Here is a 25,357-nt window from a genome sequence, read left to right on the forward strand (position 1 = left end):
AGTATAAACTGGTTTTTTATACAGTAAAGTACTGGATGCAGAATCAGAACAATTTTTTTGACCAGCCAAGCTTCGAGCTTAATGTGTTGAAATAGCTGTAATCTTTCGGATGAATCAGATTCAGGTGGTAATCACACCGACGAATGAGGACATCTTCACCTTCCTGGATTGGCAGCGCTATCTGGCTGTCGCAGCTGATCTCCAGGTCGTTACGGCGGTGCGAGAAGCGCAGACGGATCGTGCTGTCGCCGTTGATGACCAGCGGACGGGCGGAGAGCGTGTGCGGGAACATTGGCACCAGGGTAATGGCATCCAGCGAGGGCGTCAGGATCGGGCCGCCGGCAGAAAGCGAGTAAGCGGTTGAGCCGGTCGGGGTGGAAATAATCAGCCCGTCAGAACGCTGGGAGAAGGCAAAGATTTCGTCGATATAGACTTCGAACTCGATCATGTGCGCCACTTTACCGGGGTGAAGGACCACCTCGTTAATCGCGGTGCTGATGCGCTTCTGGCAGTCCTGCTGGCACACCTGCGCTTCCAGTAAAAAGCGTTTTTCACTGATATAGTGGCCTTCCAGCACGTCGGCCAGCTGCTGCTGCGCATTGTCTGGGTCGAGGTCGGTTAAAAAACCGAGATTGCCACGGTTGATGCCGATGACCTTAATGTCATAGCGCGCCAGCGTGCGGGCCGCGCCGAGCATGTTGCCGTCGCCACCCACCACCACGGCGAGATCGGCCTGTTGGCCTATTTCCGCCAGCGTGCCGGTTTTGACGCTCTTCAGCTGCAGCTCCTGAGCAATCTGCTGCTCGACCATCACTTCATAGCCTTTGCTACACAACCAGCGATACAACATTTCATGTGTCGTTAGTGCGGTAGGGTGACGCGGATGCCCGACGATCCCAATACACCTGAAATGATTATTCATTTTCTGGAGGTCCTTGTGCCTGATGAATGATGACAATCTGTCTTGTTCCCTTGAATCCCGGAAACTGATCCCCATAATAAGCGAAGTTAGCGAGATGAATGCAGAAAAACGCGGAGAAATTCATGAGTAGTAAAGAACAGAAAACGCCTGAGGGGCAAGCCCCTGAAGAAATTATCACGGAACAGCACGATGAAGTTGAGGCTGTAGAGCCAGACGCATCTGCTGAGCAGGTGGACCCGCGCGATGAAAAAATTGCGAATCTGGAAGCCCAGCTGGTAGAAGCACAGAATCGCGAACGCGATGGTGTTCTGCGCATCAAGGCGGAAATGGAAAACCTGCGTCGCCGTACCGAGCAGGACGTTGAGAAGGCGCATAAATTTGCGCTGGAGAAATTCGTCAACGAACTGCTGCCGGTAATCGATAGCCTCGATCGCGCGCTGGAAGTGGCTGACAAAGCGAATCCGGACAACGCGGCAATGATCGAAGGTATCGAACTGACGCTGAAATCCATGCTCGACGTGGTGCGTAAGTTTGGCGTGGAAGTAATTGCCGATACCGACGTTCCGCTGGATCCAAACGTTCACCAGGCGATTGCGATGGTTGAATCTGAAGAGATTGAAGCCGGTAAGGTGCTGGGCGTAATGCAGAAAGGTTACACCCTGAACGGCCGTACCATTCGCGCGGCGATGGTGACCGTGGCGAAAGCGAAAGCGTAATTCGCTATCCGTAGTGCCGGGTAGCGGCGTTCGCCTTACCCGGCCTACAACCTTACTCCGCGATACTTTCGCGCAGGGGTTTAACGGGCAGGACTTTCACCTGCTTGATCATATTGTCCTGCACGTCCAGGATATCAATATCGTATTGCTCAATGCGCACCCGCGTGCCCGCCGCCGGGATCTCTTCCAGCGCTTCCAGAATCATCCCGTTAATGGTGCGAGCCTCATCTTCCGGCAAATGCCAGTTAAAGGCTTTGTTGAGTTCGCGAATGTTCGCGCTGCCGTCAATCAGCACCGATCCGTCGTTTTGCGGGGTAACCTCTTCCGCGAGGGAAGGCGACATTGAGGTGGTAAAGTCCCCGACAATCTCTTCCAGAATATCTTCGACCGTCACCAGCCCCTGAATATCGCCGTACTCATTGACCACCAGGCCGACCTTCTTCTTGTTGCGCTGGAATTTCACCAGCTGCGTGCTGAGGGGGGTTCCTTCCGGCACGTAGTAAATTTCGTCGGCGGCGCGCAGCATCACCTCTTTGGTGAACTCTTTTTTCTCGGTCATCAGCCGGTAGGCTTCGCGCACGCGGAGCATGCTGATGGCGTCATCCAGCGAGTCGCGGTACAGCACAATGCGCCCGTGCGGGGAGTGCGTCAGCTGGCGGACGATGGCTTTCCAGTCGTCATTGATGTCGATACCGACGATTTCGTTACGCGGCACCATGATGTCGTTCACGCTCACCTTTTCCAGATCCAGCACCGACAGGAGCATGTCCTGATTGCGGCGGGAGATCTGCGAGCGGGATTCATGCACGATGGTGCGAAGCTCTTCTTTGCTGAGCGCGCTGCTGATGGTGACGTCGGCTTTGATTCCCACCATCCGCATCAGGACGCGCGTCACCATGTTCAGCAGCCAGACCAGCGGCATCATCAGGATCAGCAGCGGTGCCAGCAGGAAGCTGCTCGGGTAGGCGACTTTCTCAGGGTAAAGCGCGGCGATGGTTTTTGGCAGCACTTCGGCAAACACCAGCACCACGAACGTCAGCACGCCGGTGGCAATCGCCACCCCGGCGTTGCCGTACAGGCGCATCCCGACGATGGTGCCGAGGGCAGAGGCCAGAATGTTGACGAGGTTGTTGCCGATGAGCACCAGGCTTATCAGGCGATCCGGCTTACGGAGCAGTTTTTCAACGCGACGTGCGGCGCGGTTACCCTGTTTAGCACGATGACGCAACCGGTAGCGGTTTAAGGTCATCATGCCGGTTTCCGAGCCGGAGAAATAGGCGGAGATGACCACCATGACGATCAGCGTAACGATCAGCGTGGTGGTAGAGATGTGTTCCAGGGGGAACTCCTTTGTTTCTTAGCCAGCAAATTGCTGTATGAAGCGGCTGCCAAAATAGGCAAGGGTGAGAATGCCTGCACCCGCGACGTTGAACCAGACCACGCGACGACCGCGCCAGCCTTCATGATAATGGCCCCATAACAGGACAATATAGACAAACCACGCGATGATGGAGAGCACCGCTTTATCGATATTCTCCACGCTGAACAGGTTCTTCATGTAAAACAGGCCCGTGCAGAGCGTCAGCGTCAGCAGCACCACCCCCACCTGGGTGATGTGGAACATCTTACGCTCAATGACCATCAGCGGCGGCATTTCATGGTTAAAGGCCAGCTTTTTGTTTTTCAGCTGATAGTCAATCCAGGCGAGCTGCATGGCGTAAAGCGCGGCGATGATCAGCGTCGCGTAGGCAAAGAGCGACAGGCCGATATGCACCAGCATCCCCGGGGTTGCCTCCAGATGCGTAATAAACTCATTAGGCATAAAGGTAGCGAGGGCCAGATTGATCAGCGCAAAGGTGTAGACAATCGGCAGCAGCAGCCAGCCGCGATTTTTAGACGCGACGATGGTCATCACCGTACAGATCATCAGGCTGACCAGCGAGCCGACGTTGAGGACGCTCAGGTTTTGCACGCTGCCGTCGCCGGGAATGATGCGTGATTCCAGCGCAAAGGCGTGGCTAATCAGTGCGATGACCGCAGAAAGAATAGCCATGCGCCGCCAGCCGCTGTTTTTTTGCAGCAGTCCGGGAACGATCAGCGCGAGGCTGACAGAGTAGGCAACAAGGGCGATCAGTGCGAAAACAGGCATATAGGCATCGACAGTTGTCTTAATAAGAAAGAGAAGCAGTATAACGTTACGTGACGCCTGCTCCAACCGTTGCATAACAACAAAGGCGCCTTCATGTTATACTCCGGCAAAATTCTGTGTATGTGTCGCCCATGGCGGCCCAACGTTTCTACTCAGGCGAGAGACAATGTTTGATAATTTAACCGATCGTTTGTCGCGCACGCTGCGCAACATCAGCGGCCGCGGACGCCTTACTGAAGAGAACATCAAGGAAACGCTGCGCGAAGTGCGCATGGCGCTGCTGGAAGCAGACGTCGCGTTGCCGGTTGTTCGTGATTTTATCAACCGCGTAAAAGAGAAGGCGGTTGGTCATGAAGTTAACAAGAGCCTGACCCCGGGTCAGGAGTTCGTCAAAATCGTTCGTAATGAACTGGTTTCGGCGATGGGCGAAGAGAACCAGGTGCTTAACCTGGCGGCTCAGCCACCGGCAGTGGTGCTGATGGCGGGCCTGCAGGGTGCGGGTAAGACGACCAGCGTCGGTAAGCTGGGTAAGTTCCTGCGTGAAAAGCACAAGAAGAAAGTGCTGGTGGTCTCTGCGGACGTCTATCGCCCGGCGGCGATCAAACAGCTGGAAACCCTGGCCGAGCAGGTCGGCGTAGATTTCTTCCCGTCCGACGTGGCGCAGAAGCCTGTCGACATCGTTAACGCCGCGCTGAAAGAAGCGAAGCTGAAATTCTATGACGTGCTGCTGGTGGATACCGCCGGTCGTCTGCACGTTGACGAAGCGATGATGGACGAGATCAAGCAGGTGCATGCCTCTATCAATCCGGTAGAGACCCTGTTCGTTGTCGACGCCATGACCGGTCAGGATGCGGCGAATACCGCGAAAGCGTTTAACGAAGCGCTGCCGTTAACCGGCGTGGTGCTGACCAAAGTGGACGGTGACGCCCGCGGCGGTGCGGCGCTCTCCATTCGTCACATCACCGGTAAGCCGATTAAATTCCTCGGCGTGGGCGAAAAAACCGAAGCGCTGGAGCCGTTCCACCCGGACCGTATTGCCTCCCGTATTCTCGGCATGGGCGACGTGCTGTCGCTGATCGAAGATATCGAGAGCAAGGTTGACCGCGCGCAGGCCGAGAAGCTGGCCAGCAAGCTGAAAAAAGGTGACGGTTTCGATCTCACCGACTTCCTTGAGCAATTGCGTCAGATGAAAAATATGGGCGGCATGGCCAGCCTGATGGGCAAACTGCCGGGCATGGGCCAGATCCCTGACAACGTGAAAGCGCAGATGGATGACAAGGTGCTGGTGCGTATGGAGGCGATCATCAACTCGATGACCCTCAAAGAACGCGCTAACCCGGATATCATCAAAGGTTCCCGTAAACGCCGTATCGCAGCCGGTTGCGGCATGCAGGTGCAGGACGTTAACCGCCTTCTGAAACAGTTCGACGACATGCAGCGCATGATGAAGAAAATGAAGAAAGGCGGCATGGCGAAGATGATGCGCGGCATGAAAGGGATGATGCCTCCCGGTTTTCCAGGGCGTTAATCGCTTTTGAGATTGCTTTTTGCCCGAAAATGAGTAAAATTTTCGGGCTTTTAATATGACACCCGGGCTCCGTTCCTCGATGGGGCCCGGTTGTTTTATTCACACAAGAGGATGTTATGGTAACTATTCGTTTAGCACGTCACGGCGCTAAAAAGCGTCCGTTCTACCAGGTTGTTGTGACTGACAGCCGTAATGCACGCAACGGTCGCTTCATCGAGCGCGTTGGTTTCTTCAACCCACTGGCCGCTGGCGCAGAAGAAGAAACTCGTCTGGATCTGGATCGTATCGCTCACTGGGTTGGCCAGGGCGCTACTGTTTCCGATCGCGTTGCTACGCTGATCAAAGCAGCAAACAAAGCAGCTTAATCTGTCACGGTGGTCATGATGAGCAATAAAGTACCTGTTGAACCGATCGTATTGGGAAAAATGGGTTCTTGCTACGGTATCCGTGGTTGGCTCAGAGTGTTTTCCTCCACTGAAGACGCTGATAGCATTTTTGATTACCAGCCCTGGTTTATCCAGAAAGGCGGTAAGTGGGAAGAGGTCGAGCTGGAAAGCTGGCGTCACCACAATCAGGACATCATCATCAAGCTGAAAGGCGTTGACGATCGTGATGCCGCGAATGCGCTGACTAATTGTGAAATTGTCGTGGATTCGTCGCAGTTGCCACAGCTGGAAGAGGGCGACTACTACTGGAAAGACCTTATGGGTTGCCAGGTAGTCACTACCGAAGGCTACAGCCTGGGGAAAGTCATCGATATGATGGAAACCGGGTCGAATGACGTTCTCGTCATTAAGGCAAACCTGAAAGATGCATTTGGCATCAAGGAGCGGTTGGTCCCGTTCCTCGATGGACAGGTTATCAAGAAAGTCGATCTCACTACTCAAACCATTGAAGTAGATTGGGATCCTGGTTTTTAAATTCTCCGGATAAACGGTAAAAGACGGCGCTATGTGGATTGGCATAATTAGCCTGTTTCCTGAAATGTTCCGCGCGATTACCGATTACGGGGTAACTGGCCGGGCAGTAAAGAATGGCCTGCTGAGCATCCAGAGCTGGAGTCCTCGTGACTTTACTCATGACCGGCACCGTACCGTGGACGATCGTCCTTACGGCGGCGGACCGGGGATGCTAATGATGGTGCAACCCTTACGGGACGCCATTCACACAGCAAAAGCCGCGGCAGGTGAAGGCGCAAAGGTGATTTATCTGTCACCTCAGGGACGCAAGCTTGATCAAGCGGGCGTGAGCGAACTGGCGACGAATCAAAAGCTGATTCTGGTCTGTGGACGCTACGAAGGGATAGATGAGCGCGTAATTCAAACCGAGATTGACGAAGAATGGTCTATCGGCGATTACGTTCTCAGCGGTGGTGAGTTACCGGCAATGACGCTGATTGACTCCGTCGCCCGGTTCATTCCGGGGGTTCTGGGCCATGAAGCTTCGGCAACGGAAGATTCCTTTGCCGGTGGGTTGCTGGACTGTCCACACTATACTCGTCCTGAAGTGTTAGAAGGGATGGAAGTACCGGCGGTGTTACTGTCTGGAAACCATGCCGAGATACGTCGCTGGCGTTTGAAGCAGTCGCTGGGCCGAACCTGGCTTAGAAGACCTGAACTTCTGGAAAACCTGGCTCTGACTGAAGAGCAAGCAAAGTTGCTGGCCGAGTTCAAAACTGAACACGCGCACCAGCAGCATGAACATGATGGGAATGCGTAATACGCTCCCGAATATCAGTTTACCCAGGATAAGAGATTAAATTATGAGCAACATTATTAAGCAACTTGAACAAGAGCAGATGAAGCAGGACGTACCTTCCTTCCGTCCAGGTGACACCGTGGAAGTGAAAGTATGGGTTGTTGAAGGTTCCAAAAAACGTCTGCAGGCATTCGAGGGCGTGGTTATCGCTATTCGTAACCGCGGTCTGCACTCTGCATTCACTGTTCGTAAAATTTCCAACGGCGAAGGCGTTGAGCGTGTCTTCCAGACTCACTCTCCGGTAGTTGACAGCATTGCTGTTAAACGTCGTGGTGCTGTACGTAAAGCTAAACTGTACTACCTGCGTGAGCGTACTGGTAAGTCTGCTCGTATTAAAGAGCGTCTGAACTAATAACGCGCTTTCGCAACATCCGAAAGCTTGTAGAAACAAGGGGTTAGCGTAATGCTAACCCCTTTTTTCGTTTCAGTGTCCATAGAATGTCCACTTAGAAAGGGTTATTGTTAGCTTTACTTACCGCTACTCTTTTCCTACTGTTTGTTTCGTTCATTTGGGTTACACTGAAATTTCTTCAATGTGCGTATTAAGGATAAAGGATGCTTTCCCACTCTTTTGAAGATCTTGCACAGGCCTTCCGGGTTTTATTAGAGTCTAATTGGTCGCTACAGCGCTTGTTGGCTATTGATCGTGCTGAAGCAATTGGCAATTTAGAGTCGGGCCTGAACACACAGCTCAATGCTTTTCATAATTTGTATGACAACATGCAAAGTAATGGGGTAGAGCCTGATTGGTACTTGAAACCAGAGTTGTTAATGATGCTTGTTATTAGAAATGCTCGGCATCATAACAAGGCAAACCGTATAAGAAGTATTTATAATTTTCACCGTCAGGCTATGAGTGATCCTACACAGCAAAAAAACTATTTTTATGTGAATTTCCCAGCTCCTCCTGAAGAAGAAGGTGGAGGTTACTTTGAGGTTCCTATTTCATGGGGCGATATTGATGAGATGCTCTCTCTACCGCGTCAAGAATCTCGACTTAGGTCAGAGGCTAAAGAACGCATCCGAAATTATTTAGATGCTGGTTCATTTGAAGCTAAAGCAAGCCAACTTGGGTTTGCAAAAGAAGATATATTTATAAATTACGTGCCGTTGTCGATGTGTGCAGGAATCGCACTTTATCCTTTCATCAAAGATAATATTTCTTTGAATGAGGATTCAGTTGAAGCTAAAAGTTTTTTATCACTTTTTAAAACAACACATCCTGCTTTAACAAGACAGCATGTCTGTAAGTCAATAGCTTTTTCATTACCAATTTAAAATATGTTAGGCAAGGCCTTTAACTCAGGCCTTCACCCTAAAGCCAGAGTTGCTGTTGCTTGCTGAATCGCCATACGTTTGCTAGTCATTTTATGATGAATGGAGAGGATATTCTTGTCTTACAGCGAATATTGGGCATGCAAACATTAGAGAGACGATGAGATATGCCCTTTTGCTCCAGAACACTTAGAAGATGCCGTATTTTTAATCCATTAATGAATATCAAAGATAGGAAATTTATGAGTTTAAATAATGAAGATGAAAAAAGAGTTACTGAAGATGCTACGAAATTAACTGATGGAGTGAAGAAAATAAGTGGTGAGCGAAGGGTTATCTCCCTTATGGCAAGAAATCCCGGCCTTATAAATATCATGGAGATGTTTTTATGGTTCTATGTTTCTTTCTTTATTTTTATGATTTATAAATCTCCTATGGTCGATACTATCCCTTCTGAAACATCAGCTTTCGCCATGTTTTTAAATATGAGTGCAGGGGTTAAGGCTTTAGCCTTAGGCTTGATTCCATTGGCATTTACAATGGTGTATCGAATATCTCCGATACAAATGATCCTTAGGCGTGCCTTGTCTATTAATGACGAGGTTAGAATTACTTCAGTGGCTCTTGGTGTTGTGAATGATGAACCTCAAAAAACCAAATCAGATTTGGCTGAGGGGTATTTAAGCGATTTGGTCGTGAGCTCCGCTAGGTTATCTAAGGATATATATAGCCGAGGTAGTTTATATTTACTGTTTGGGGTGGTATTTTCAATAGTGGGGTTAGTATTTTTTTACTCGCAAGTTCATGTTTCTGATTCGCTACCGCCTGTAGTTAATATTCCGAAGTCGAACAGCTTCATAAATGAACTGGTTTATCTCGCTCCTAAGTTTGGTATACTTTTTTTTATTGAGCTAATATCATTTTTCTTCCTCAAGCAATATAGAGTCACAATGGATGAATTCAGATATTATGAAGCGATAAAACGCTCTCGTGAGGAAACCTTAGCTGTGGTAAAGCTACTTTCAGTTAACTCTGAGAATGTCGATTACATGGCTGTTCTAGATAGATTAAAGTTTAGTTCCAATGTTGGAAGACTCGAAAGCGGGCAAACGACAGAGCTCCTAGAAGCCAGGAGATTCGATAAAGATGAATTGGATTTTCTAGCTAAAATTGCCGAGGTCGTGGCTAAGAAAGGATGATAAGCAATGTGTGATGACCATAAACTACCCACGCAGCATGTTTTTGACAGCATTTGGTTGCACCAGAGATACATGTTACTAACTGTTTATAATTAAAAGTTTATATTTATCCATGTGATGGATTGAAAGCGTCTGAACTAAGATTCGCTTAAGCGACATCCTGTTAGAAAGGGCTGGCCGAAAGGCTGGCCCTTTTTTTATCCCTGCGCATTTCTCACGTTAACCCTTTCGTCATAAATCATTTACAATGCTTGCCTCTTGAATGGAGGGGAAGTGGATAACGTACTGCATCAGCCTGACCGGAAACGCGCAGCGGCATTGACCGCGCTGTTCGCGATCCTGCTGATCGTGGTAGCACCGCTTATCTCCGTCTCGTTGCAGAAAGATCCCATGAGCGCCATGCCGGGCATGCATCATGACATGAGCATGATGTCGATGGACGAGCATCACGGCGATATGCCGCACACGATGCCTGTCGACCATGCTGAAGCGTGCGGCTACTGCGTGCTGTTAGCGCATGTCCCTGGCGTGATGCTGGCGCTCATCATCCTGCTCAGCGTGGTGCTGCAGAGGCTTCGCGTTAAGCCGCCGCATCAGGCGGTCAACCACTGGCACTTCTTCCCCTGGCTTTACCCTGATACCCGCGCGCCGCCGCGACAGTCTGCTTTTTCCCTTTAAAAACAAAATCGATAACTTTTTGCCTTAAAAAGGAAAAGTATGACTACCTGCACTCCGCGCGCGGCATGGGGAAACCTGCTGCGTCGCCTCCATTTCTACGTCGGGCTGTTTGTCGGCCCGTTTATCTTCTTCGCCGCGCTGACCGGGACGCTATATGTGGCGACCCCGCAGCTGGAAAACGCACTCTACCGGCACGCGCTCCACGCGGATTCCGTGGGCGAGCCGCAGCCTCTGGCAGAACAAATCGCCGCGGCGGAAAAAACCGTTGGATCAGATTTACATTTGCACGCCGTGCGTCCGGGGCTGGTTGAGGGCGAAACCACCCGCGTGATGTTCGCTGACCCGAAACTTGGGCCATCGGAGAACCGGGCTATCTTTATCGATCCGGTGAGCCTGGCGGTGCTGGGAGATCTGACGGTATACGGCACCAGCGGGATTTTACCCCTGCGTCAGACCATTGATTACCTGCATACCTCTCTGCTGCTGGGCGACATTGGGCGCCTTTACAGCGAGCTTGCGGCCTCGTGGATGTGGGTTGCCGCGCTGGGCGGTGTTGCCCTGTGGTTTTATACCCGACCCAAACGGCGGATCAACAATCGCTTCCAGAACCGGCGTCGGGTGCACGTGACGCTGGGCTGGGTTCTGCTGGGTGGAATGCTGCTGTTCTCCGCAACCGGCCTGACCTGGTCCCAGTGGGCTGGCGGGAACGTGGATAAGCTGCGGGCAGAGATGAACTGGCTCACCCCGCAGGTGAACACGACGCTATCCGGCCAACATGAGGTTATGGATGAACATGCCGAACATCGCGGTCATCACGGTGGGATGATGATGCCGGAAATGGCGATGGATTTTACGCAGTTTGACAAAGTGCTAAGCGCGGCGCGTAAAGCGGGGATTGATGCCAACAGGCTGGAGATCCGCCCGGCGAAAACGATGGATCGTGCCTGGACCGTGACGGAAATCGATCGCAGCTGGCCGACCCAGGTCGATGCCGTTGCGGTTGATCCTTCGACGATGCAGGTTCTGGACAGAACCCGATTCGAGGATTTCCCGCTAATGGCAAAACTGACCCGCTGGGGCGTGGATTTCCATATGGGGATCTTGTTCGGCCTGGCAAATCAGCTGCTGCTCGTGGCGTTTGGTCTTGCCCTGTGCGTGCTCATTATCTGGGGATACCGGATGTGGTGGATGCGTCGTCCTGCGCAATCGGCAGTGAGTCCGGTACAAACGCTTTGTCAGAGCTGGCTGGCGCTGTCAGGATGGGGAAGAGGCGTTACGGTGGTAACCAGCGTACTGTTGGGGTTGGCCCTGCCGGTCATGGGCGCGAGTCTGGCGCTGTTTGTTCTGGTGGACTGGCTGCGCTGGCGAGCGGCAACCAGGGTGACGCTCGCCGAATCATCCGCTAAATAACCCTATGGCGTGCTGATAACCACTGCGACGCGGCGGTTTTCAGCGCGCCCTTGTGGGGTACTGTTGCTCGCAACCGGGTATTTTTGACCTAATCCCCGCGTGGTGAGATTGCTGCGCGGGATATTTGCACCCTTAGCCCAGGCTTCGGCCACCGCATTGGCGCGTTTTAACGACAGCGCTTCGTTGTAGCTTTCTTCCCCGTAGTTATCCGTGTGACCGTCCATTCGCGCGTGGTTCAGCCCGGTTTCCGCCAGGCGAGAGGCCATGGACTGGATCTGTGTTTCACTTTCCGGGCGCAGCCTGGCGTCATTTTTATCAAACAGGATGGTGTCCGATATGCCAAGCGACCAGTCACCGTTCAGTTCGTTAAAACCGTAAGACTTCATCGCCGCAATTTGCTCAGGAGTGAATTTGCCTGCCGGCGGCGACTGACAGCCTGCCAGAATCAGTGAGGCCAGTACTATCGGCGCGAAGTAACGTTTTAACATAGAATTTCCTTTCTAACTTATTGTTTTCGTACGCTGGTTTTTAACCTGGTACATGTTGCGGTCAGCCCTCTCCAGTAATGCTTCCACGGAAGCATTTTCCCACGCCAGAGCAAAGCCAATGCTGAGTGACATCGATGCTTTTTGTCCGTTATGAAGATCAAACGGACGGATAAACTGCTGCGAAAGCGCAGCACAAATGTGTTGAACCTCAAGCTCAGAGTGCACGCCGTACAGCACCATGGCGAATTCGTCACCGCCAAGCCGGTATGCCTGGTGACGTTTGTCGCCAAACTCCATCATCCTGCTGGCGACTTCAATCAGCACGCAGTCTCCTGCCGCGTGTCCCCAGGTGTCGTTAATAAACTTAAAATTATCACCGTCGAGGAAGAGCAGGGCCGAGTTTGTTTTGGCTGAAGGGTCGTTCATTAAGGCTGCAATGCTGTTACGAAATGCCGCACGGTTGGCAAGACCGGTAAGCGGGTCGTGCATGGCGGTACGCAACAGCTGGGCGTTTTTCGCCTGCAGCTTCAGCTGCCACTCTTCCATTTCATCCAGAAGACTGTTGAAGTCCTCGCCAAACTGGTGAAATTCTTCGATACGGCCATCTTTCACCCGGCGGGAGAAGTTGCGGTTCGTGCGTACGTCATGCACGACGTCGGTAATGTTCTGCAGGGCCGTAACCATCCCATGATGCAAAGACTGGGTAATGATGAGCGCGACGACGGCGGCAAAGAGAATGCAGCCGGTCAGAACGGCAAACGACATCCAGATGAAATGGCTGATCAGACTGTCACGCGCGGTAAGGCGAATTTCGCCGATCGTTAAGCCGTTATGCATGATGGGCTGCGCAACCGGTACGGGGAAAAGCCAGCGGCTGACCAGTGCACCCAGCGTGTCGTTGTTATCTTCCGGGTTCCAGGACCAGTAGGCGAACCGCTTTTTATGCGCGTTAATCACCTCGGCCACGGCAAACTGCCCCTGTTTGCCCAGGGCGGCAAGCGTTTCGCTGGCCGCGAGCGAGTCGTTGAAAACCAGCGAGGCTTCCAGGCTGTGGCTCATTGTGGCGCCGGTTAATTCGAGATTCTTTTGCGCGTATTGTTTTAAGGTTACGACGGAGGCAAAACAGAGCAACAGCCATATTAACGTCATGGTGATAATGACGCTTATCATGCTGTTTCGCCTCAATGTTCTTTTAAACGTCGGACGTGATGTTGAAGTGAAATCTTTATCCATGCTGCTTATTCCGTGCCAGCATTAATACATCCGGATTGACTCTTACGCCACTGCGCGTCAATGCATCCAGGTTGACGGAAAACCGTACCTGGCCGCGATCGATCATCAGGCAAAAGGCACTGCCAATTACACATTCCGGATTTTGCTCTGAGATTAATAGCAACGCTCTGCCCTGATATTGACTTATTAATTCAAGTTGTTTTGCCGGTGATTCAGATCCGAAATAAATCGCATCGCACGTCGCGGCCAGGGCTTCCCGATCGTTACGTACAATAACGGGGGTATAAGGTAACTCGTTGTGCCCTTCGTCGCCGCTGAGGGCATGCGTATAGCGAGAAGTGGCGTAGACGCAGAGTTTAGGTTGCCCGGTAAGTGACGGCCATCGCGTATAGCTCACAATGCCTGAGACAATTGAGCGTACCGATTTATCCGTTTCCGTAAGTGCGCCTGCCGTCGTTGGGCCCACCATAAGGAACAGCATTAACACCAGAGTGAGTCGGAAAAAAGAGATCAAGAATGAATTTCTCACCAGAATCCGCCACATCGCTCCGGAAATAGACGTCCTTAAGAGTTGTGGGCAGAATATCATTGTTTATCAGATCCGTCATTATGTCAGAAATAGCATGAGGCCAACCTAAGCTAAATCCTACTGTTGTGTATTTTCCGGTGGATAAAAACAGACTTAATTGAGTCTGCTGGAGCGCATACTTTCATCCATCCCTTTCTGCCATGACGCACGCAGTGTTGCCGCGTTTTCGACAGTATCGCAGCTGGCAGGGAAAGATTTCCCTGCTAATCCCCAGGCATGAATAAATCCTTCTTCGCAGACTTTCTTCTGACCATCGGCATAGCCGCGAAGATATTCACTACGATCGACGTGCGTGTCGTTAAAACTATCGGCCAGGGCCTGGTTATCTTTAACCGGCAGGCCATTCATGGCGTCTTCTTTACCGGCATCAAACCAGGATGGGCTGGTCCAGTCGGGCTGGAAGGTGTAAGGATTGATCTGACAGCCCGTTAAAAACAGCGACAACAGCGCGAGAGCAATTGAACGCATAGCCATTCTCCTTTTTTCTTCAGCATAGCCTGGCTAAAGAAAATCTGTCTGTAATTTAAAGTTTACGTTTTTATCAGCTGATTTTTGCAATAAATTGGCATCTGTAAACTAATGTGTACGTATTTTGGATTGAAATGTTTACTTTTTATGGTATCGTGGTCTCACCTCATCGAGGAAAACAACTATCGCAAACGAGCTTTACAGGATCGCCATCATGCAAAAAGACGCGCTGAACAACGTACATATCACTGACGAACAGGTTTTAATTACTCCGGATCAACTGAAAGCAGAATTTCCGCTGAGCGTCGCGCAGGAGGCTCAGATTGAGCACTCTCGTCAGACCATTTCTGACATTATCGCCGGCCGCGATCCGCGCCTGCTGGTGGTATGCGGTCCTTGCTCCATTCACGATCCTGAAACCGCCATTGAGTACGCTCGTCGATTTAAAACATTAGCGGAGGAGGTCAGCGATAGCCTCTATCTGGTGATGCGCGTCTATTTTGAGAAGCCACGTACTACCGTCGGCTGGAAAGGGTTGATTAACGATCCGCACATGGATGGCTCGTTTGATGTGGAAGCAGGCCTGAAGATTGCGCGTCGCCTGCTGGTGGAACTGGTCAGCATGGGGCTGCCGCTGGCAACCGAAGCGCTGGATCCGAACAGCCCGCAATACCTTGGCGATCTGTTCAGCTGGTCCGCGATTGGCGCGCGTACCACGGAATCGCAAACCCACCGCGAGATGGCATCTGGCCTGTCGATGCCGGTTGGTTTTAAAAACGGTACCGATGGCAGCCTGGCGACGGCGATCAACGCCATGCGTGCTGCCGCCATGCCGCACCGTTTTGTCGGTATCAACCAGGCGGGCCAGGTATGCCTCCTGCAAACGCAGGGTAACCCCGATGGCCATGTGATCCTGCGCGGCGGGAAAGCCCCGAACTACAGCCCGGCGGACGTGGCCCAGTGTGAAAAAGAGATGGAGCAGGCGGGACTGCGCCCGGCACTGATGGTAGATTGCAGTCATGGTAATTCGAATAAAGATTACCGTCGCCAGCCAGCGGTTGCGGAATCTGTGGTCGCACAGATCAAAGATGGTAACCGTTCGATTATCGGTCTGATGATTGAGAGCAATATCCATGAAGGCAATCAGTCGTCTGAACAACCGCGCAGTGCCATGAAGCACGGCGTCTCCGTGACGGATGCCTGCATCAGCTGGGAGACCACCGATGCGCTGCTGCGTGAGATCCACAAAGATTTGAACGGCCAGCTGGCGACGCGTCTGGCTTAAGAGGTTAGTTATGGTTGCTGAATTGACCGCACTGCGCGATCAAATTGATGAAGTGGATAAGGCGCTGCTGGACCTGCTGGCGCGCCGCATGGCGCTGGTTGCCGAAGTGGGTGAGGTGAAAAGCAAATACGGCCTGCCGATTTACGTCCCGGAGCGCGAGGCCTCCATGCTGGCCTCCCGTCGCAAAGAGGCGCAGGCGCTGGGCGTTTCGCCGGACCTGATAGAAGATGTTCTGCGTCGCGTGATGCGGGAGTCCTATTCCAGCGAAAACGACAAGGGTTTTAAAACTCTCTGCCCGTCCCTGCGTCCGGTGGTGATTGTCGGCGGTGCAGGGCAGATGGGGCGTCTGTTTGAAAAAATGCTGACGCTGTCTGGCTATCAGGTGCGCATTCTGGAAAAAGAGGACTGGGCGCAGGCACCGGAACTCATGAAAGATGCCGGGATGGTTATCGTCAGCGTGCCGATCCACGTGACGGAGCAGATCATCGAAAAGCTGCCTCCTTTGCCGAAAGATTGCATCCTGGTGGATCTGGCCTCTGTCAAAAATGGTCCGCTGCAGGCCATGCTGGCTGCACATACCGGCCCGGTACTGGGTCTGCACCCAATGTTTGGCCCGGACAGCGGCAGCCTGGCTAAGCAGGTGGTGGTTTACTGCGATGGTCGTCAGCCGGAAGCCTATCAGTGGTTCCTGGAGCAGATTCAGGTATGGGGTGCGCGACTGCACCGCATCAGCGCGGTCGAGCACGATCAGAACATGGCGTTCATTCAGGCGCTGCGCCACTTTGCGACGTTTGCCTACGGCCTGCATCTGGCGGAAGAGAACGTGCAGCTTGAACAGCTGCTGGCACTCTCTTCACCGATCTATCGTCTGGAGCTGGCGATGGTCGGCCGCCTGTTCGCGCAGGATCCGCAGCTGTACGCGGACATTATTATGTCCTCCGAGAACAACCTGGCGCTGATCAAGCGCTACTATCAGCGCTTTGGGGAAGCCATTACGCTGCTGGAGCACGGAGACAAGCAGGCGTTTATCGACAGCTTCCGCAAGGTCGAGCACTGGTTTGGCGATTACGCGCAGCGCTTCCAGAGTGAGAGCCGGACGCTGTTGCGCCAGGCAAATGACAGTCGCCAGTAATGCGATGATGTATATACTGAAAGCCAGCATTGCTGGCTTTTTTCATTTTGGGGAACTGTCATGGCCGAACCGCAGCTGCTGTTGAATTATACCGGGCATTTGCCTGAATGCCCGACGTGGAGCGTAGAAGAGCGCGCGCTCTACTGGGCCGATATTCTTGAAGGGGAGATCCACCGCTACCATCTGCCGACGGCGGAACACACCGTGCTTTCTTTCCACGAGGAGGTGGGCTGTTTCGCGCTGCGCGAGCGCGGCGGGTTTATCGTCGCCATGCGCAATGGCATCTGGCTTGCCGATAAGCATGGCCTTCTGCAGCGCAAGGTGTGCGACAACCCCTCTAACCCGCAGCTGGCGCGTTTTAACGATGGGGGTACCGACCATCAGGGCCGGTTCTATGCGGGCACGTTCTGGGGGCCGGGAGATTACAACGGCGCCCTGCTGATGCGCATCGACAACGACCTGACGCCGAAGGTGATCCAGTGCGATATCCACGGGCATAACGGCTTAGCGTTTAGCCCGGACAAGCAGTGGATGTTTACCTCAGACACGCCAAACGGTGTGATTTACCGTACCCCGCTTGATGAGCAGGGCGAACCGGGTAAGCGAGAGGTGTTTCGTCAGTTTAAAGAGGGCGAGGGGATACCGGACGGCGCGGCGATGGACGTGGAAGGCTGCTACTGGAGCGCGCTGTTTGACGGCTGGCGCATCGCGCGTTTTTCACCGCAAGGGGAGCTGCTGGAAGAATACCGCATGCCGGTACGTTGCCCGACGATGGTCTGCTTTGGCGGCGATGATATGAAAACGCTGTTTATTACCACCACGCGGGAAAATATGGATGCGGAGGAGGTGGCGAAATATCCTCTCTCCGGCGCTATCTTCACCCTGCCGGTGAGCGTGGCAGGGATGAAGAAAAGCCGCTTTATCGAACGTTAGATCGGATCGACCGGGACGACGTTTTCGCTCGGATAGCAGCCCAGCACCTTCATGGAACGCGTGATCTCGCCCAGCTCGCGCAGGGCTTTCTGCATGGAAGCAGATTCCAGGTTGGCCTGGATATCGAGGTAGAACATCTCTTCCCACGGGTTACCGTGGATTGGGCGCGATTCCAGCCTGGTCATGATCAGGTTGTGATTACGCAGTACCAGCAGGGCTTCAACCAGCGCACCGGCCTGTTGGCCGGTGGCCATCAGCAGCGTGGTTTTGGCCGGTACCTGGTCAGACACATTGATTGCCTTGCGGGCCAGCACCACGAAGCGGGTAATGTTTTGCGTCTGGTTTGCCAGGTTGCGTTCCAGCACCTGTAAACCATACAGCGCGCCGCCCGCTTCGCTGCCGAGCGCCGCGACGGTGGGAGAGTTCGCCTGGGCGACTTTTTCCATCGCCGCCGAGGTGCTTTCGGTGTACTCAATTTTCCAGTTCGGATAGCGGTTCAGGAACTGGCTGCACTGCTGAAACGGCTGCGGGTGGCTGTAGACCGTTTCGATCGTGTTCAGGTCCGTTGAGCCGGAGACCAGCACGCAGTGATCGATAGGGATCGTCAGCTCGCCGACCAGCGACAGGCTGGTGTGCTGCAGCAAGTCGTAGACATCGTTGATGGCGCCGGAGCTGGTGTTTTCAATCGGCACCACGGCGTAATCCGCCTGGCCGGTCTCGACCTGGTTAAAAATGTCGGCAAACTTCGCGCAGCCGCTTTCAATAAACTCTTCGAAATGGCGTGCGGCATACTGACGTGCGGCCAGGTGAGAATAGGAGCCCTTTGGCCCGAGGAAAGCGATACGCGCAGAGTGCGGATTGGTCTTATTGAGATGCTGCTGGAGTAGCGCTTGCTGGGTCAGAACGGAGTCTTCGATGATGAGCTGGAACAACCGGGTGATGTAGTGGGCATCGAGATGATGCGCTTTACCGAGTTGGATCAGACGCTCCAGCAGATCCCGCTCGCGGTCGATATCACGAACCGGGCGATGGGAGTCCAGTTTGGCTTTGCCCACTTCAACGGCAAGAGTACGGCGTTCGGCCAGCAGCGCCAGCAGTTTCTCATCCAGCGCGCTGATTTTTACGCGCAGATCCAGTAACGGGTTTTCCGGTGTCATAGTGTTGCCTGTCTCATTTTATCGTTATCAATAAAAAAGGCCCCCCGGTGTGGGAGGCCTTGTTGTTCGTCTTCGCATTCTTTATCACACGACGAAACGCCTCCCGTTCAGGGGAAGGTAAAAAAGAATGCGAAGAAGAACGGCGTAAGTTTCATAAAGTCATCCTGTGAGTGATACCGTTAAAGTACCCGTACTGTTTTCACCCTGTCAATAAAAAACAAAAAACGCGCCCGAAGGCGCGTTGGCGGTACACTCAATTTAAAGGATTACTCTTCTTCAACTTCTTCCGCGAAGCTGGCGTCTTTCACCGACGTTGTGGCGCGACGGGCTTCACCTTTGTGTTGCACTTTATTGAGCTGCCGTTCCAGCTTGTTGATCAAATCGTTAATAGCGGTGTACATATCCTCGTGTTTTGCGCTGGCGACCAGATGGCCGTTTGGAGTATTGATAGTTGCGTCAGCGATGAAACCCTGCGGCTCCTTGGACAGGATGATATGTGGATTAATCAAATGTGTTTGCCATTTATCCAGTTTGGCGAGACGGTCTGCGACGTGCTGGCGAATTGCCGGAGTAATTTCCATTTGTTTACTGGTAATGTTCATTGTCATAAATTTTACCTCTTGTCTTTCCGTCTTGGTGATTCCAGCATACCCGACCTAATGTCAAAATGTGTGATTTAGATCACGTTATTTTGTCGGTTTTTGTCAGGGAATCTTTTTTGTGAGGCAGGGCAGGAAGAGGTGAGATTTACCTTGTAGAAGGCATAAATTGGGGCCATAGTTGACAGGATGTGTTGAGGCTAACGCGCTTCAGCGACGCTCAGAAACGAATAAAAAAACGGCAGCCTTCGGGCTGCCGTTTTGCATTGAGGCAAAATCAGGTGTTGCTGCTGTTCGCGGCGATGATTTTCGCCACTTTTTCAGCCTGAGCGGTCATCTGCATCTGACGGTAAGCATTTTCCATCAGCTTCAGGCCGTCGCGCGTTGCCTGAGTATCCGGATAATCTCGCAGCATACCTTCTACGCGGTTAACCACGGCAACCCATGCGCCACGGCGGGTATAGTATTCCGCCACGGAGTATTCATATTTCGCCAGACGATCTTTCAGGAACACCAGACGCTTGGTGGCGTCGGTCACGTACTGACTGTTCGGATAGCCGCGCACCAGTTTGGAGAAGTCATTGAAGGCATCACGCGCATGCTGCGGGTCACGGTCGGAACGATCCACGCCGAAGAAGCCCTGCAGCGCACTGTCGTCCAGCGCCATGTTGGTGAGGCCGCGCATGTACATCACGTAGTCGATGTTAGGATGAGTCGGGTTCAGACGCATGAAACGATCGATGGTTGCCTGAGCCAGCGGCAGATCGGCATTTTTATAGTATGCGTAGATGAGATCTAACTGTACCTGCTGCGAATACGGACCAAATGGATAGCGATTATCCAACGCTTCCAGTTGCGTTATCGCCTGTTTCCAGTTACCGTCCTGCAACTTTTGTTGTGCAGTCGCATAGATTTCATTCGGCGGATTGTCAGGGACCTGTTCATTTGAACCGGAGCAGCCCACCAAAGCCAGGCTCAACGTGGCCGCTGCCACCAGATATTTCATGCGCGTCATGACGTTTTGACTTTCCTCAAATGTTTGTCCGGGAGAAACTCTGTTCCTGCTCCCGATTAAGACCAGCTACAATAGCACACTATATTAAACGGCAAAGCCGTAAAACCCAACGTTAAACGAAGAAGCAGTTTATGGCACAACGAGTAGAACTCACCGCAACAGTCTCCGAAAATCAGCTCGGTCAACGCTTAGATCAGGCTTTGGCCGAATTGTTCCCTGATTATTCGCGTTCACGCATAAAAGAATGGATCCTTGACCAGCGCGTGCTGGTAAACGGCAAGATCTGGGACAAACCAAAAGAGAAAGTGTTAGGTGGGGAAGCTGTCGCCATCAATGCTGAAATCGAAGAGGAAATCCGCTTCGAGCCGCAGGATATCCCACTGGACATCGTCTATGAAGATGATGACATTCTGGTGATCAACAAGCCGCGCGACCTGGTTGTTCATCCGGGCGCGGGGAACTCTGACGGTACGGTACTTAACGCACTTCTCCATTACTATCCACCGATCGCGGATGTCCCGCGCGCGGGCATCGTGCACCGTCTGGATAAAGACACCACGGGTTTGATGGTGGTGGCGAAGACCGTTCCTGCTCAGACACGTCTGGTGGAGTCGCTGCAGCTGCGCGAAATCACCCGTGAGTATGAAGCGGTAGCCATTGGGCATATGACCTCTGGCGGAACGGTGGAGGAGCCTATCAGCCGTCACCCAACCAAGCGTACCCATATGTCGGTGCATCCGATGGGTAAACCGGCGGTGACGCACTATCGCATTATGGAACACTTCCGTATTCATACGCGCCTGCGTCTGCGTCTGGAAACCGGGCGTACTCACCAGATCCGTGTGCATATGGCCCACATTACCCATCCGCTGGTGGGCGATCAGGTCTACGGTGGCCGTCCGCGTCCGCCTAAAGGCGCATCGGATGAGTTCATCAGCGTATTGCGTAAATTCGATCGTCAGGCGCTGCACGCGACGATGCTGCGTCTTTACCATCCTATCACCGGCATTCAGATGGAGTGGCATGCGCCTATCCCTCAGGATATGGTGGATCTTATTGACGCCATGCGTGCTGATTTCGAAGAACATAAGGATCAAGTGGACTGGTTATGACCAAACTGATTGTCCCGGAGTGGCCATTGCCTGCTGGCGTGGCTGCCTGCAGTTCAACCCGCACTGGCGGTGTTAGCCAGGGCGCGTGGGAGTCATTGAACCTCGGTGCGCACTGTGGTGACAACCTGGAACACGTGGAAGAGAACCGCAGGCGTCTGTTTGCTGCGGGGAACTTGCCGTCGAAGCCGGTCTGGCTGGAACAGGTTCACGGCAAGGCGGTGCTGAAGTTGACGGGAGAACCCTATGCTTCTAAACGCGCTGATGCCTCTTACAGCAATACTCCGGGAACCGTTTGTGCCGTAATGACCGCCGATTGTCTGCCAGTGCTGTTCTGCAACCGTGCAGGTACCGAGGTGGCTGCAGCACACGCGGGCTGGCGTGGACTGTGTGAAGGCGTGCTGGAAGAAACCGTCGCCTGTTTTAAGGATGAGCCCGCCAATATTATGGCCTGGCTTGGCCCGGCCATTGGTCCTCGCGCTTTTGAAGTGGGCCCAGAGGTCCGCGACGCCTTTATGGATAAAGATCCGCAAGCGGTGGACTCCTTCCTGCCCTCTGGAGATAAATATCTGGCCGATATTTACCAGCTTGCGCGTCAGCGTTTGAATAACGTGGGCGTAACGCAGATCTCCGGCGGCGATCGCTGCACATTCACCGAAAAGGGTGATTTTTTCTCTTATCGCCGCGACAAGACCACTGGTCGTATGGCAAGTTTTATTTGGCTGATATAACCTAAAGAATCAAGACGATCCGGTACGTGCCGTTTTCTTTTCACATAATTCAGGTCATTAACCTTGAATAATTGAGGGATGACCTCATTTAATCTCCAGTAGCAAATTTGACCTGTTATGGGAGGAGTTATGCGTCTGGATCGTCTTACTAATAAATTCCAGCTTGCTCTCGCCGATGCCCAGTCCCTCGCACTGGGGCACGACAACCAATTTATCGAACCTCTTCATTTAATGAGCGCCTTGCTGAATCAGGAAGGGGGATCGGTACGTCCTTTATTAACGTCCGCTGGCATTAATGCTGGCCAGTTACGCACCGCTATCGATCAGGCGCTGAGCCGTTTGCCGCAGGTCGAAGGGACCGGCGGCGACGTTCAGCCGTCGCAGGATCTGGTACGCGTGCTGAACCTTTGCGACAAGCTGGCGCAAAAACGTGGGGACAACTTTATTTCGTCAGAGCTATTTGTTCTGGCGGCGCTTGAATCACGCGGTACCTTGACCGACCTGCTGAAATCTGCCGGTGCGACCACCGCCAATGTGACTCAGGCGATTGAGAAAATGCGCGGAGGTGAAAGCGTGAACGATCAGGGAGCCGAAGACCAACGTCAGGCTTTGAAGAAATTTACGGTCGATCTGACCGAGCGTGCTGAACAGGGCAAACTTGACCCGGTTATCGGCCGTGATGAAGAAATCCGCCGTACCATTCAGGTACTGCAGCGTCGTACCAAGAACAACCCGGTGCTGATTGGTGAACCGGGTGTCGGTAAAACCGCCATTGTTGAAGGGCTGGCGCAGCGTATCGTCAACGGTGAAGTGCCGGAAGGCCTGAAGGGCCGCCGCGTGCTGGCGCTGGACATGGGCGCGCTGGTGGCCGGTGCGAAATACCGCGGCGAGTTCGAAGAGCGCCTGAAAGGCGTGCTTAACGACCTGGCGAAGCAGGAAGGCAACGTCATTCTGTTTATCGATGAACTGCACACCATGGTCGGCGCGGGTAAAGCAGACGGCGCGATGGATGCCGGGAACATGCTGAAACCTGCGCTGGCGCGCGGTGAGCTTCACTGCGTCGGTGCCACTACGCTGGACGAATATCGTCAGTACATTGAGAAAGATGCTGCTCTTGAGCGTCGTTTCCAGAAAGTGTTTGTTGCTGAACCAAGCGTTGAAGATACCATTGCGATCCTGCGTGGTCTGAAAGAGCGCTATGAACTGCACCACCACGTGCAGATCACTGACCCGGCCATCGTTGCGGCGGCGACGCTTTCGCATCGTTATATCGCTGACCGTCAACTGCCGGATAAAGCGATCGACCTGATTGATGAAGCGGCGTCGAGCATTCGTATGCAGATTGACTCGAAACCTGAAGAGCTGGACCGGCTCGACCGACGCATCATTCAGCTCAAGCTGGAACAGCAGGCGCTGAAGAAAGAGTCTGATGAAGCCAGTAAGAAACGCCTCGATATGCTCAATGAAGAACTGGACGATAAAGAGCGCCAGTATTCTGAGCTGGAAGAAGAGTGGAAAGCCGAGAAAGCCTCGCTTTCCGGTACGCAGACCATCAAAGCTGAACTCGAACAGGCAAAAATTGCCATTGAGCAGGCTCGCCGTGTCGGCGATTTGGCGCGGATGTCTGAACTGCAGTACGGCAAAATTCCTGAGCTGGAAAAACAGCTTGAGATAGCGACGCAGTCAGAAGGGAAAACGATGCGTCTGTTACGTAATAAGGTGACGGATGCAGAAATCGCGGAAGTGCTTGCTCGCTGGACCGGTATTCCGGTGGCGCGCATGCTGGAAGGCGAGCGTGAAAAACTGCTGCGCATGGAGAACGATCTTCACAATCGTGTGATTGGTCAAAACGAAGCGGTTGAGGCGGTATCGAACGCTATTCGCCGTAGTCGTGCGGGGCTTTCCGATCCTAATCGTCCTATCGGTTCGTTCCTGTTCCTGGGGCCGACCGGTGTCGGTAAAACCGAGCTGTGTAAAGCGCTGGCTAACTTTATGTTCGACAGCGACGATGCGATGGTGCGTATCGACATGTCCGAGTTTATGGAGAAACACTCCGTCTCGCGTCTGGTCGGTGCGCCTCCGGGATATGTCGGTTATGAAGAAGGCGGTTACCTGACGGAGGCGGTTCGCCGTCGTCCTTATTCCGTCATCCTGCTGGATGAAGTGGAAAAAGCACACCCGGATGTGTTCAACATCCTGTTGCAGGTGCTGGATGATGGGCGTCTGACCGACGGGCAGGGGAGAACGGTCGACTTCCGTAATACGGTTGTCATTATGACCTCGAACCTGGGTTCTGATTTGATTCAGGAACGTTTCGGTGAACTGGACTACAGCCATATGAAGGATCTGGTGCTCGGTGTGGTGAGCCATAACTTCCGTCCTGAGTTCATCAACCGTATTGATGAAGTGGTGGTATTCCATCCTCTGGGTGAGAAACACATTGCGTCGATTGCGCAGATCCAGCTGCAGCGTCTGTACAAACGTCTGGAAGAGCGTGGGTATGAAATTCACATCTCCGACGAGGCGCTGAAGCTGCTGAGCGAGAATGGTTACGATCCGGTTTACGGTGCGCGTCCATTGAAACGTGCTATCCAGCAGCAGATCGAAAACCCACTGGCGCAGCAGATCCTCTCCGGAGAGTTGATTCCAGGCAAAGTTATTCGTCTGGAAGCCAACGACGATCGCATTGTGGCAGTGCAGTAAGTCACAAAACGCAAAAACGAGCCGCTTGCGGCTCGTTTTTGTTTAAAAACCAGGCGAAAATTGATGTCTGGAGTCGGTTTTGCCTGGAAAGTGAGCGGTCAGTAAATAAATTTCACTTTATCCTTGCAGGTTCAGAATTACTCCCTATAATGCGCCTCCACTGACACGGAACAACGGCACACACGCCGCCGGGTCAGCAGAGAAAAGCGAAAATAAACGCTTGACTCTGAAGCGGGAAAGCGTAATATGCACACCCCGCGCCGCAGCGAAAAGCGAAGCG

The 25,357-nt window shown here is 52.9% G+C and carries 27 protein-coding genes, 1 pseudogene and 1 other annotated feature; of the genes and pseudogenes, 17 read left to right on the forward strand and 11 right to left on the reverse strand.

Features of this window, described 5'->3' with window-relative positions; all coding sequences use genetic code 11:
- Nucleotides 1-43: 43 nt before the first annotated feature.
- Complete coding sequence (gene nadK, locus AC0TOY_RS18720) at nucleotides 44-922, reverse strand: NAD(+) kinase (RefSeq protein WP_008502500.1); 879 nt, start codon at nucleotides 920-922, stop codon at nucleotides 44-46.
- 122 nt (nucleotides 923-1,044) lie between these two features.
- Here nadK and grpE point away from each other — a divergent pair, with 122 nt between their 5' ends.
- Nucleotides 1,045-1,638, forward strand: a complete 594-nt coding sequence (gene grpE, locus AC0TOY_RS18725; RefSeq protein WP_032646909.1) for a nucleotide exchange factor GrpE — start codon at nucleotides 1,045-1,047, stop codon at nucleotides 1,636-1,638.
- A 52-nt stretch (nucleotides 1,639-1,690) separates the two neighbouring features.
- Here grpE and AC0TOY_RS18730 read toward each other — a convergent pair whose 3' ends face one another.
- Nucleotides 1,691-2,977: an HlyC/CorC family transporter gene (locus AC0TOY_RS18730; protein ID WP_032640969.1), complete on the reverse strand. Its 1,287-nt coding sequence runs from the start codon at nucleotides 2,975-2,977 to the stop codon at nucleotides 1,691-1,693.
- An 18-nt stretch (nucleotides 2,978-2,995) separates the two neighbouring features.
- Nucleotides 2,996-3,787 (reverse strand): cytochrome C assembly family protein, encoded by a 792-nt coding sequence (locus tag AC0TOY_RS18735; RefSeq protein WP_014884879.1) that lies wholly within the window; start codon nucleotides 3,785-3,787, stop codon nucleotides 2,996-2,998.
- Between the two features lie 166 nt (nucleotides 3,788-3,953).
- On the opposite strand from AC0TOY_RS18735, the gene ffh reads away from it, so the two are divergent.
- From ffh to AC0TOY_RS18785, 10 genes and pseudogenes are all read left to right on the forward strand, one after another.
- Complete coding sequence (gene ffh, locus AC0TOY_RS18740) at nucleotides 3,954-5,315, forward strand: signal recognition particle protein (RefSeq protein WP_014884878.1); 1,362 nt, start codon at nucleotides 3,954-3,956, stop codon at nucleotides 5,313-5,315.
- A gap of 116 nt (nucleotides 5,316-5,431) precedes the next feature.
- Complete coding sequence (rpsP, locus tag AC0TOY_RS18745; protein WP_003863133.1) at nucleotides 5,432-5,680, forward strand: 30S ribosomal protein S16; 249 nt, start codon at nucleotides 5,432-5,434, stop codon at nucleotides 5,678-5,680.
- A 15-nt stretch (nucleotides 5,681-5,695) separates the two neighbouring features.
- The gene (gene rimM, locus AC0TOY_RS18750; protein ID WP_032645319.1) at nucleotides 5,696-6,235 is read left to right on the forward strand and encodes a ribosome maturation factor RimM; all 540 of its coding nucleotides are present in this window, start codon (nucleotides 5,696-5,698) and stop codon (nucleotides 6,233-6,235) included.
- 31 nt (nucleotides 6,236-6,266) lie between these two features.
- Nucleotides 6,267-7,034: a tRNA (guanosine(37)-N1)-methyltransferase TrmD gene (trmD, locus tag AC0TOY_RS18755; RefSeq protein WP_473722344.1), complete on the forward strand. Its 768-nt coding sequence runs from the start codon at nucleotides 6,267-6,269 to the stop codon at nucleotides 7,032-7,034.
- A 43-nt stretch (nucleotides 7,035-7,077) separates the two neighbouring features.
- Nucleotides 7,078-7,425: a 50S ribosomal protein L19 gene (gene rplS / locus AC0TOY_RS18760; protein ID WP_002914145.1), complete on the forward strand. Its 348-nt coding sequence runs from the start codon at nucleotides 7,078-7,080 to the stop codon at nucleotides 7,423-7,425.
- A 203-nt stretch (nucleotides 7,426-7,628) separates the two neighbouring features.
- The gene (locus tag AC0TOY_RS18765) at nucleotides 7,629-8,351 is read left to right on the forward strand and encodes a hypothetical protein (protein ID WP_473722345.1); all 723 of its coding nucleotides are present in this window, start codon (nucleotides 7,629-7,631) and stop codon (nucleotides 8,349-8,351) included.
- 68 nt (nucleotides 8,352-8,419) lie between these two features.
- Nucleotides 8,420-8,567: pseudogene (locus AC0TOY_RS18770) on the forward strand (tyrosine-type recombinase/integrase); the annotation flags it as partial.
- Between the two features lie 23 nt (nucleotides 8,568-8,590).
- Entirely contained in the window at nucleotides 8,591-9,547 is a 957-nt protein-coding gene (locus tag AC0TOY_RS18775) for a hypothetical protein (RefSeq protein WP_473722346.1), read from the forward strand.
- Between the two features lie 273 nt (nucleotides 9,548-9,820).
- A complete protein-coding gene (locus AC0TOY_RS18780; protein WP_473722347.1) occupies nucleotides 9,821-10,225 on the forward strand; it encodes a DUF2946 domain-containing protein in 405 nt (134 codons plus the stop codon).
- A 39-nt stretch (nucleotides 10,226-10,264) separates the two neighbouring features.
- Complete coding sequence (locus AC0TOY_RS18785; RefSeq protein WP_061714601.1) at nucleotides 10,265-11,635, forward strand: PepSY-associated TM helix domain-containing protein; 1,371 nt, start codon at nucleotides 10,265-10,267, stop codon at nucleotides 11,633-11,635.
- 2 nt (nucleotides 11,636-11,637) lie between these two features.
- Here AC0TOY_RS18785 and AC0TOY_RS18790 read toward each other — a convergent pair whose 3' ends face one another.
- The 4 genes from AC0TOY_RS18790 to AC0TOY_RS18805 form a co-directional block, all read right to left on the reverse strand.
- A complete protein-coding gene (locus AC0TOY_RS18790) occupies nucleotides 11,638-12,123 on the reverse strand; it encodes an OmpA family protein (protein ID WP_473722349.1) in 486 nt (161 codons plus the stop codon).
- 12 nt (nucleotides 12,124-12,135) lie between these two features.
- The gene (dgcN, locus tag AC0TOY_RS18795; RefSeq protein ID WP_061714603.1) at nucleotides 12,136-13,356 is read right to left on the reverse strand and encodes a diguanylate cyclase DgcN/YfiN; all 1,221 of its coding nucleotides are present in this window, start codon (nucleotides 13,354-13,356) and stop codon (nucleotides 12,136-12,138) included.
- A complete protein-coding gene (yfiR, locus tag AC0TOY_RS18800; protein WP_473722350.1) occupies nucleotides 13,349-13,900 on the reverse strand; it encodes a regulatory sequestration protein YfiR in 552 nt (183 codons plus the stop codon). Before yfiR ends, dgcN begins: the two co-directional genes overlap by 8 nt.
- A 138-nt stretch (nucleotides 13,901-14,038) precedes the next feature.
- Complete coding sequence (locus AC0TOY_RS18805; protein WP_473722352.1) at nucleotides 14,039-14,413, reverse strand: DUF2799 domain-containing protein; 375 nt, start codon at nucleotides 14,411-14,413, stop codon at nucleotides 14,039-14,041.
- Nucleotides 14,414-14,627: 214 nt separating this feature from the next.
- On the opposite strand from AC0TOY_RS18805, the gene aroF reads away from it, so the two are divergent.
- From aroF to AC0TOY_RS18820, 3 genes are read left to right on the forward strand one after another with little or no spacing between them, the layout of a single operon-like run.
- Nucleotides 14,628-15,698: a 3-deoxy-7-phosphoheptulonate synthase AroF gene (gene aroF / locus AC0TOY_RS18810; RefSeq protein WP_024908343.1), complete on the forward strand. Its 1,071-nt coding sequence runs from the start codon at nucleotides 14,628-14,630 to the stop codon at nucleotides 15,696-15,698.
- Between the two features lie 10 nt (nucleotides 15,699-15,708).
- A complete protein-coding gene (gene tyrA / locus AC0TOY_RS18815) occupies nucleotides 15,709-16,830 on the forward strand; it encodes a bifunctional chorismate mutase/prephenate dehydrogenase (protein ID WP_024908344.1) in 1,122 nt (373 codons plus the stop codon).
- A 60-nt stretch (nucleotides 16,831-16,890) separates the two neighbouring features.
- A complete protein-coding gene (locus tag AC0TOY_RS18820) occupies nucleotides 16,891-17,763 on the forward strand; it encodes an SMP-30/gluconolactonase/LRE family protein (protein WP_473722353.1) in 873 nt (290 codons plus the stop codon).
- Here AC0TOY_RS18820 and pheA read toward each other — a convergent pair.
- The 4 genes from pheA to bamD form a co-directional block, all read right to left on the reverse strand.
- The gene (gene pheA / locus AC0TOY_RS18825) at nucleotides 17,760-18,920 is read right to left on the reverse strand and encodes a bifunctional chorismate mutase/prephenate dehydratase (protein ID WP_473722355.1); all 1,161 of its coding nucleotides are present in this window, start codon (nucleotides 18,918-18,920) and stop codon (nucleotides 17,760-17,762) included. The two genes, AC0TOY_RS18820 and pheA, sit on opposite strands and share 4 nt — an antisense overlap.
- A gap of 30 nt (nucleotides 18,921-18,950) precedes the next feature.
- Nucleotides 18,951-19,076: a sequence feature (Phe leader region), on the reverse strand.
- A complete protein-coding gene (gene pheL, locus AC0TOY_RS18830; protein ID WP_100249759.1) occupies nucleotides 19,028-19,075 on the reverse strand; it encodes a pheA operon leader peptide PheL in 48 nt (15 codons plus the stop codon). It overlaps the preceding feature by 48 nt.
- A 110-nt stretch (nucleotides 19,077-19,186) precedes the next feature.
- Nucleotides 19,187-19,528 carry a ribosome-associated translation inhibitor RaiA gene (gene raiA, locus AC0TOY_RS18835; protein ID WP_008502470.1) on the reverse strand — a complete coding sequence of 114 codons (342 nt, stop codon included), beginning with the start codon at nucleotides 19,526-19,528 and terminating at the stop codon, nucleotides 19,187-19,189.
- A gap of 268 nt (nucleotides 19,529-19,796) precedes the next feature.
- The gene (gene bamD, locus AC0TOY_RS18840) at nucleotides 19,797-20,534 is read right to left on the reverse strand and encodes an outer membrane protein assembly factor BamD (protein ID WP_023308867.1); all 738 of its coding nucleotides are present in this window, start codon (nucleotides 20,532-20,534) and stop codon (nucleotides 19,797-19,799) included.
- A 131-nt stretch (nucleotides 20,535-20,665) separates the two neighbouring features.
- Here bamD and rluD point away from each other — a divergent pair, with 131 nt between their 5' ends.
- The 3 genes from rluD to clpB all read left to right on the forward strand — a co-directional run bounded on the left by rluD (nucleotide 20,666) and on the right by clpB (nucleotide 25,077).
- Nucleotides 20,666-21,646, forward strand: a complete 981-nt coding sequence (gene rluD / locus AC0TOY_RS18845; RefSeq protein WP_473722356.1) for a 23S rRNA pseudouridine(1911/1915/1917) synthase RluD — start codon at nucleotides 20,666-20,668, stop codon at nucleotides 21,644-21,646.
- Entirely contained in the window at nucleotides 21,643-22,374 is a 732-nt protein-coding gene (yfiH, locus tag AC0TOY_RS18850) for a purine nucleoside phosphorylase YfiH (protein WP_148769439.1), read from the forward strand. The genes rluD and yfiH overlap by 4 nt, the downstream gene beginning before the upstream one ends.
- A gap of 129 nt (nucleotides 22,375-22,503) precedes the next feature.
- Complete coding sequence (gene clpB / locus AC0TOY_RS18855) at nucleotides 22,504-25,077, forward strand: ATP-dependent chaperone ClpB (RefSeq protein WP_032646889.1); 2,574 nt, start codon at nucleotides 22,504-22,506, stop codon at nucleotides 25,075-25,077.
- Nucleotides 25,078-25,357 lie beyond the last annotated feature (280 nt).

This window comes from Enterobacter sp. PL_is379, assembly GCF_055817355.1.

Coding starts and splice junctions, on each gene's coding strand:
- nadK (WP_008502500.1), bottom strand. CDS start 922: ATGAATAATCATTTCAGGTGTATTGGGATCGTCGGGCATCCGCGTCAC.
- grpE (WP_032646909.1), top strand. CDS start 1,045: ATGAGTAGTAAAGAACAGAAAACGCCTGAGGGGCAAGCCCCTGAAGAA.
- AC0TOY_RS18735 (WP_014884879.1), bottom strand. CDS start 3,787: ATGCCTGTTTTCGCACTGATCGCCCTTGTTGCCTACTCTGTCAGCCTC.
- ffh (WP_014884878.1), top strand. CDS start 3,954: ATGTTTGATAATTTAACCGATCGTTTGTCGCGCACGCTGCGCAACATC.
- rpsP (WP_003863133.1), top strand. CDS start 5,432: ATGGTAACTATTCGTTTAGCACGTCACGGCGCTAAAAAGCGTCCGTTC.
- rimM (WP_032645319.1), top strand. CDS start 5,696: ATGATGAGCAATAAAGTACCTGTTGAACCGATCGTATTGGGAAAAATG.
- trmD (WP_473722344.1), top strand. CDS start 6,267: ATGTGGATTGGCATAATTAGCCTGTTTCCTGAAATGTTCCGCGCGATT.
- rplS (WP_002914145.1), top strand. CDS start 7,078: ATGAGCAACATTATTAAGCAACTTGAACAAGAGCAGATGAAGCAGGAC.
- AC0TOY_RS18765 (WP_473722345.1), top strand. CDS start 7,629: ATGCTTTCCCACTCTTTTGAAGATCTTGCACAGGCCTTCCGGGTTTTA.
- AC0TOY_RS18775 (WP_473722346.1), top strand. CDS start 8,591: ATGAGTTTAAATAATGAAGATGAAAAAAGAGTTACTGAAGATGCTACG.
- AC0TOY_RS18785 (WP_061714601.1), top strand. CDS start 10,265: ATGACTACCTGCACTCCGCGCGCGGCATGGGGAAACCTGCTGCGTCGC.
- AC0TOY_RS18790 (WP_473722349.1), bottom strand. CDS start 12,123: ATGTTAAAACGTTACTTCGCGCCGATAGTACTGGCCTCACTGATTCTG.
- dgcN (WP_061714603.1), bottom strand. CDS start 13,356: ATGGATAAAGATTTCACTTCAACATCACGTCCGACGTTTAAAAGAACA.
- yfiR (WP_473722350.1), bottom strand. CDS start 13,900: ATGTGGCGGATTCTGGTGAGAAATTCATTCTTGATCTCTTTTTTCCGA.
- AC0TOY_RS18805 (WP_473722352.1), bottom strand. CDS start 14,413: ATGCGTTCAATTGCTCTCGCGCTGTTGTCGCTGTTTTTAACGGGCTGT.
- aroF (WP_024908343.1), top strand. CDS start 14,628: ATGCAAAAAGACGCGCTGAACAACGTACATATCACTGACGAACAGGTT.
- tyrA (WP_024908344.1), top strand. CDS start 15,709: ATGGTTGCTGAATTGACCGCACTGCGCGATCAAATTGATGAAGTGGAT.
- AC0TOY_RS18820 (WP_473722353.1), top strand. CDS start 16,891: ATGGCCGAACCGCAGCTGCTGTTGAATTATACCGGGCATTTGCCTGAA.
- pheA (WP_473722355.1), bottom strand. CDS start 18,920: ATGACACCGGAAAACCCGTTACTGGATCTGCGCGTAAAAATCAGCGCG.
- raiA (WP_008502470.1), bottom strand. CDS start 19,528: ATGACAATGAACATTACCAGTAAACAAATGGAAATTACTCCGGCAATT.
- bamD (WP_023308867.1), bottom strand. CDS start 20,534: ATGACGCGCATGAAATATCTGGTGGCAGCGGCCACGTTGAGCCTGGCT.
- rluD (WP_473722356.1), top strand. CDS start 20,666: ATGGCACAACGAGTAGAACTCACCGCAACAGTCTCCGAAAATCAGCTC.
- yfiH (WP_148769439.1), top strand. CDS start 21,643: ATGACCAAACTGATTGTCCCGGAGTGGCCATTGCCTGCTGGCGTGGCT.
- clpB (WP_032646889.1), top strand. CDS start 22,504: ATGCGTCTGGATCGTCTTACTAATAAATTCCAGCTTGCTCTCGCCGAT.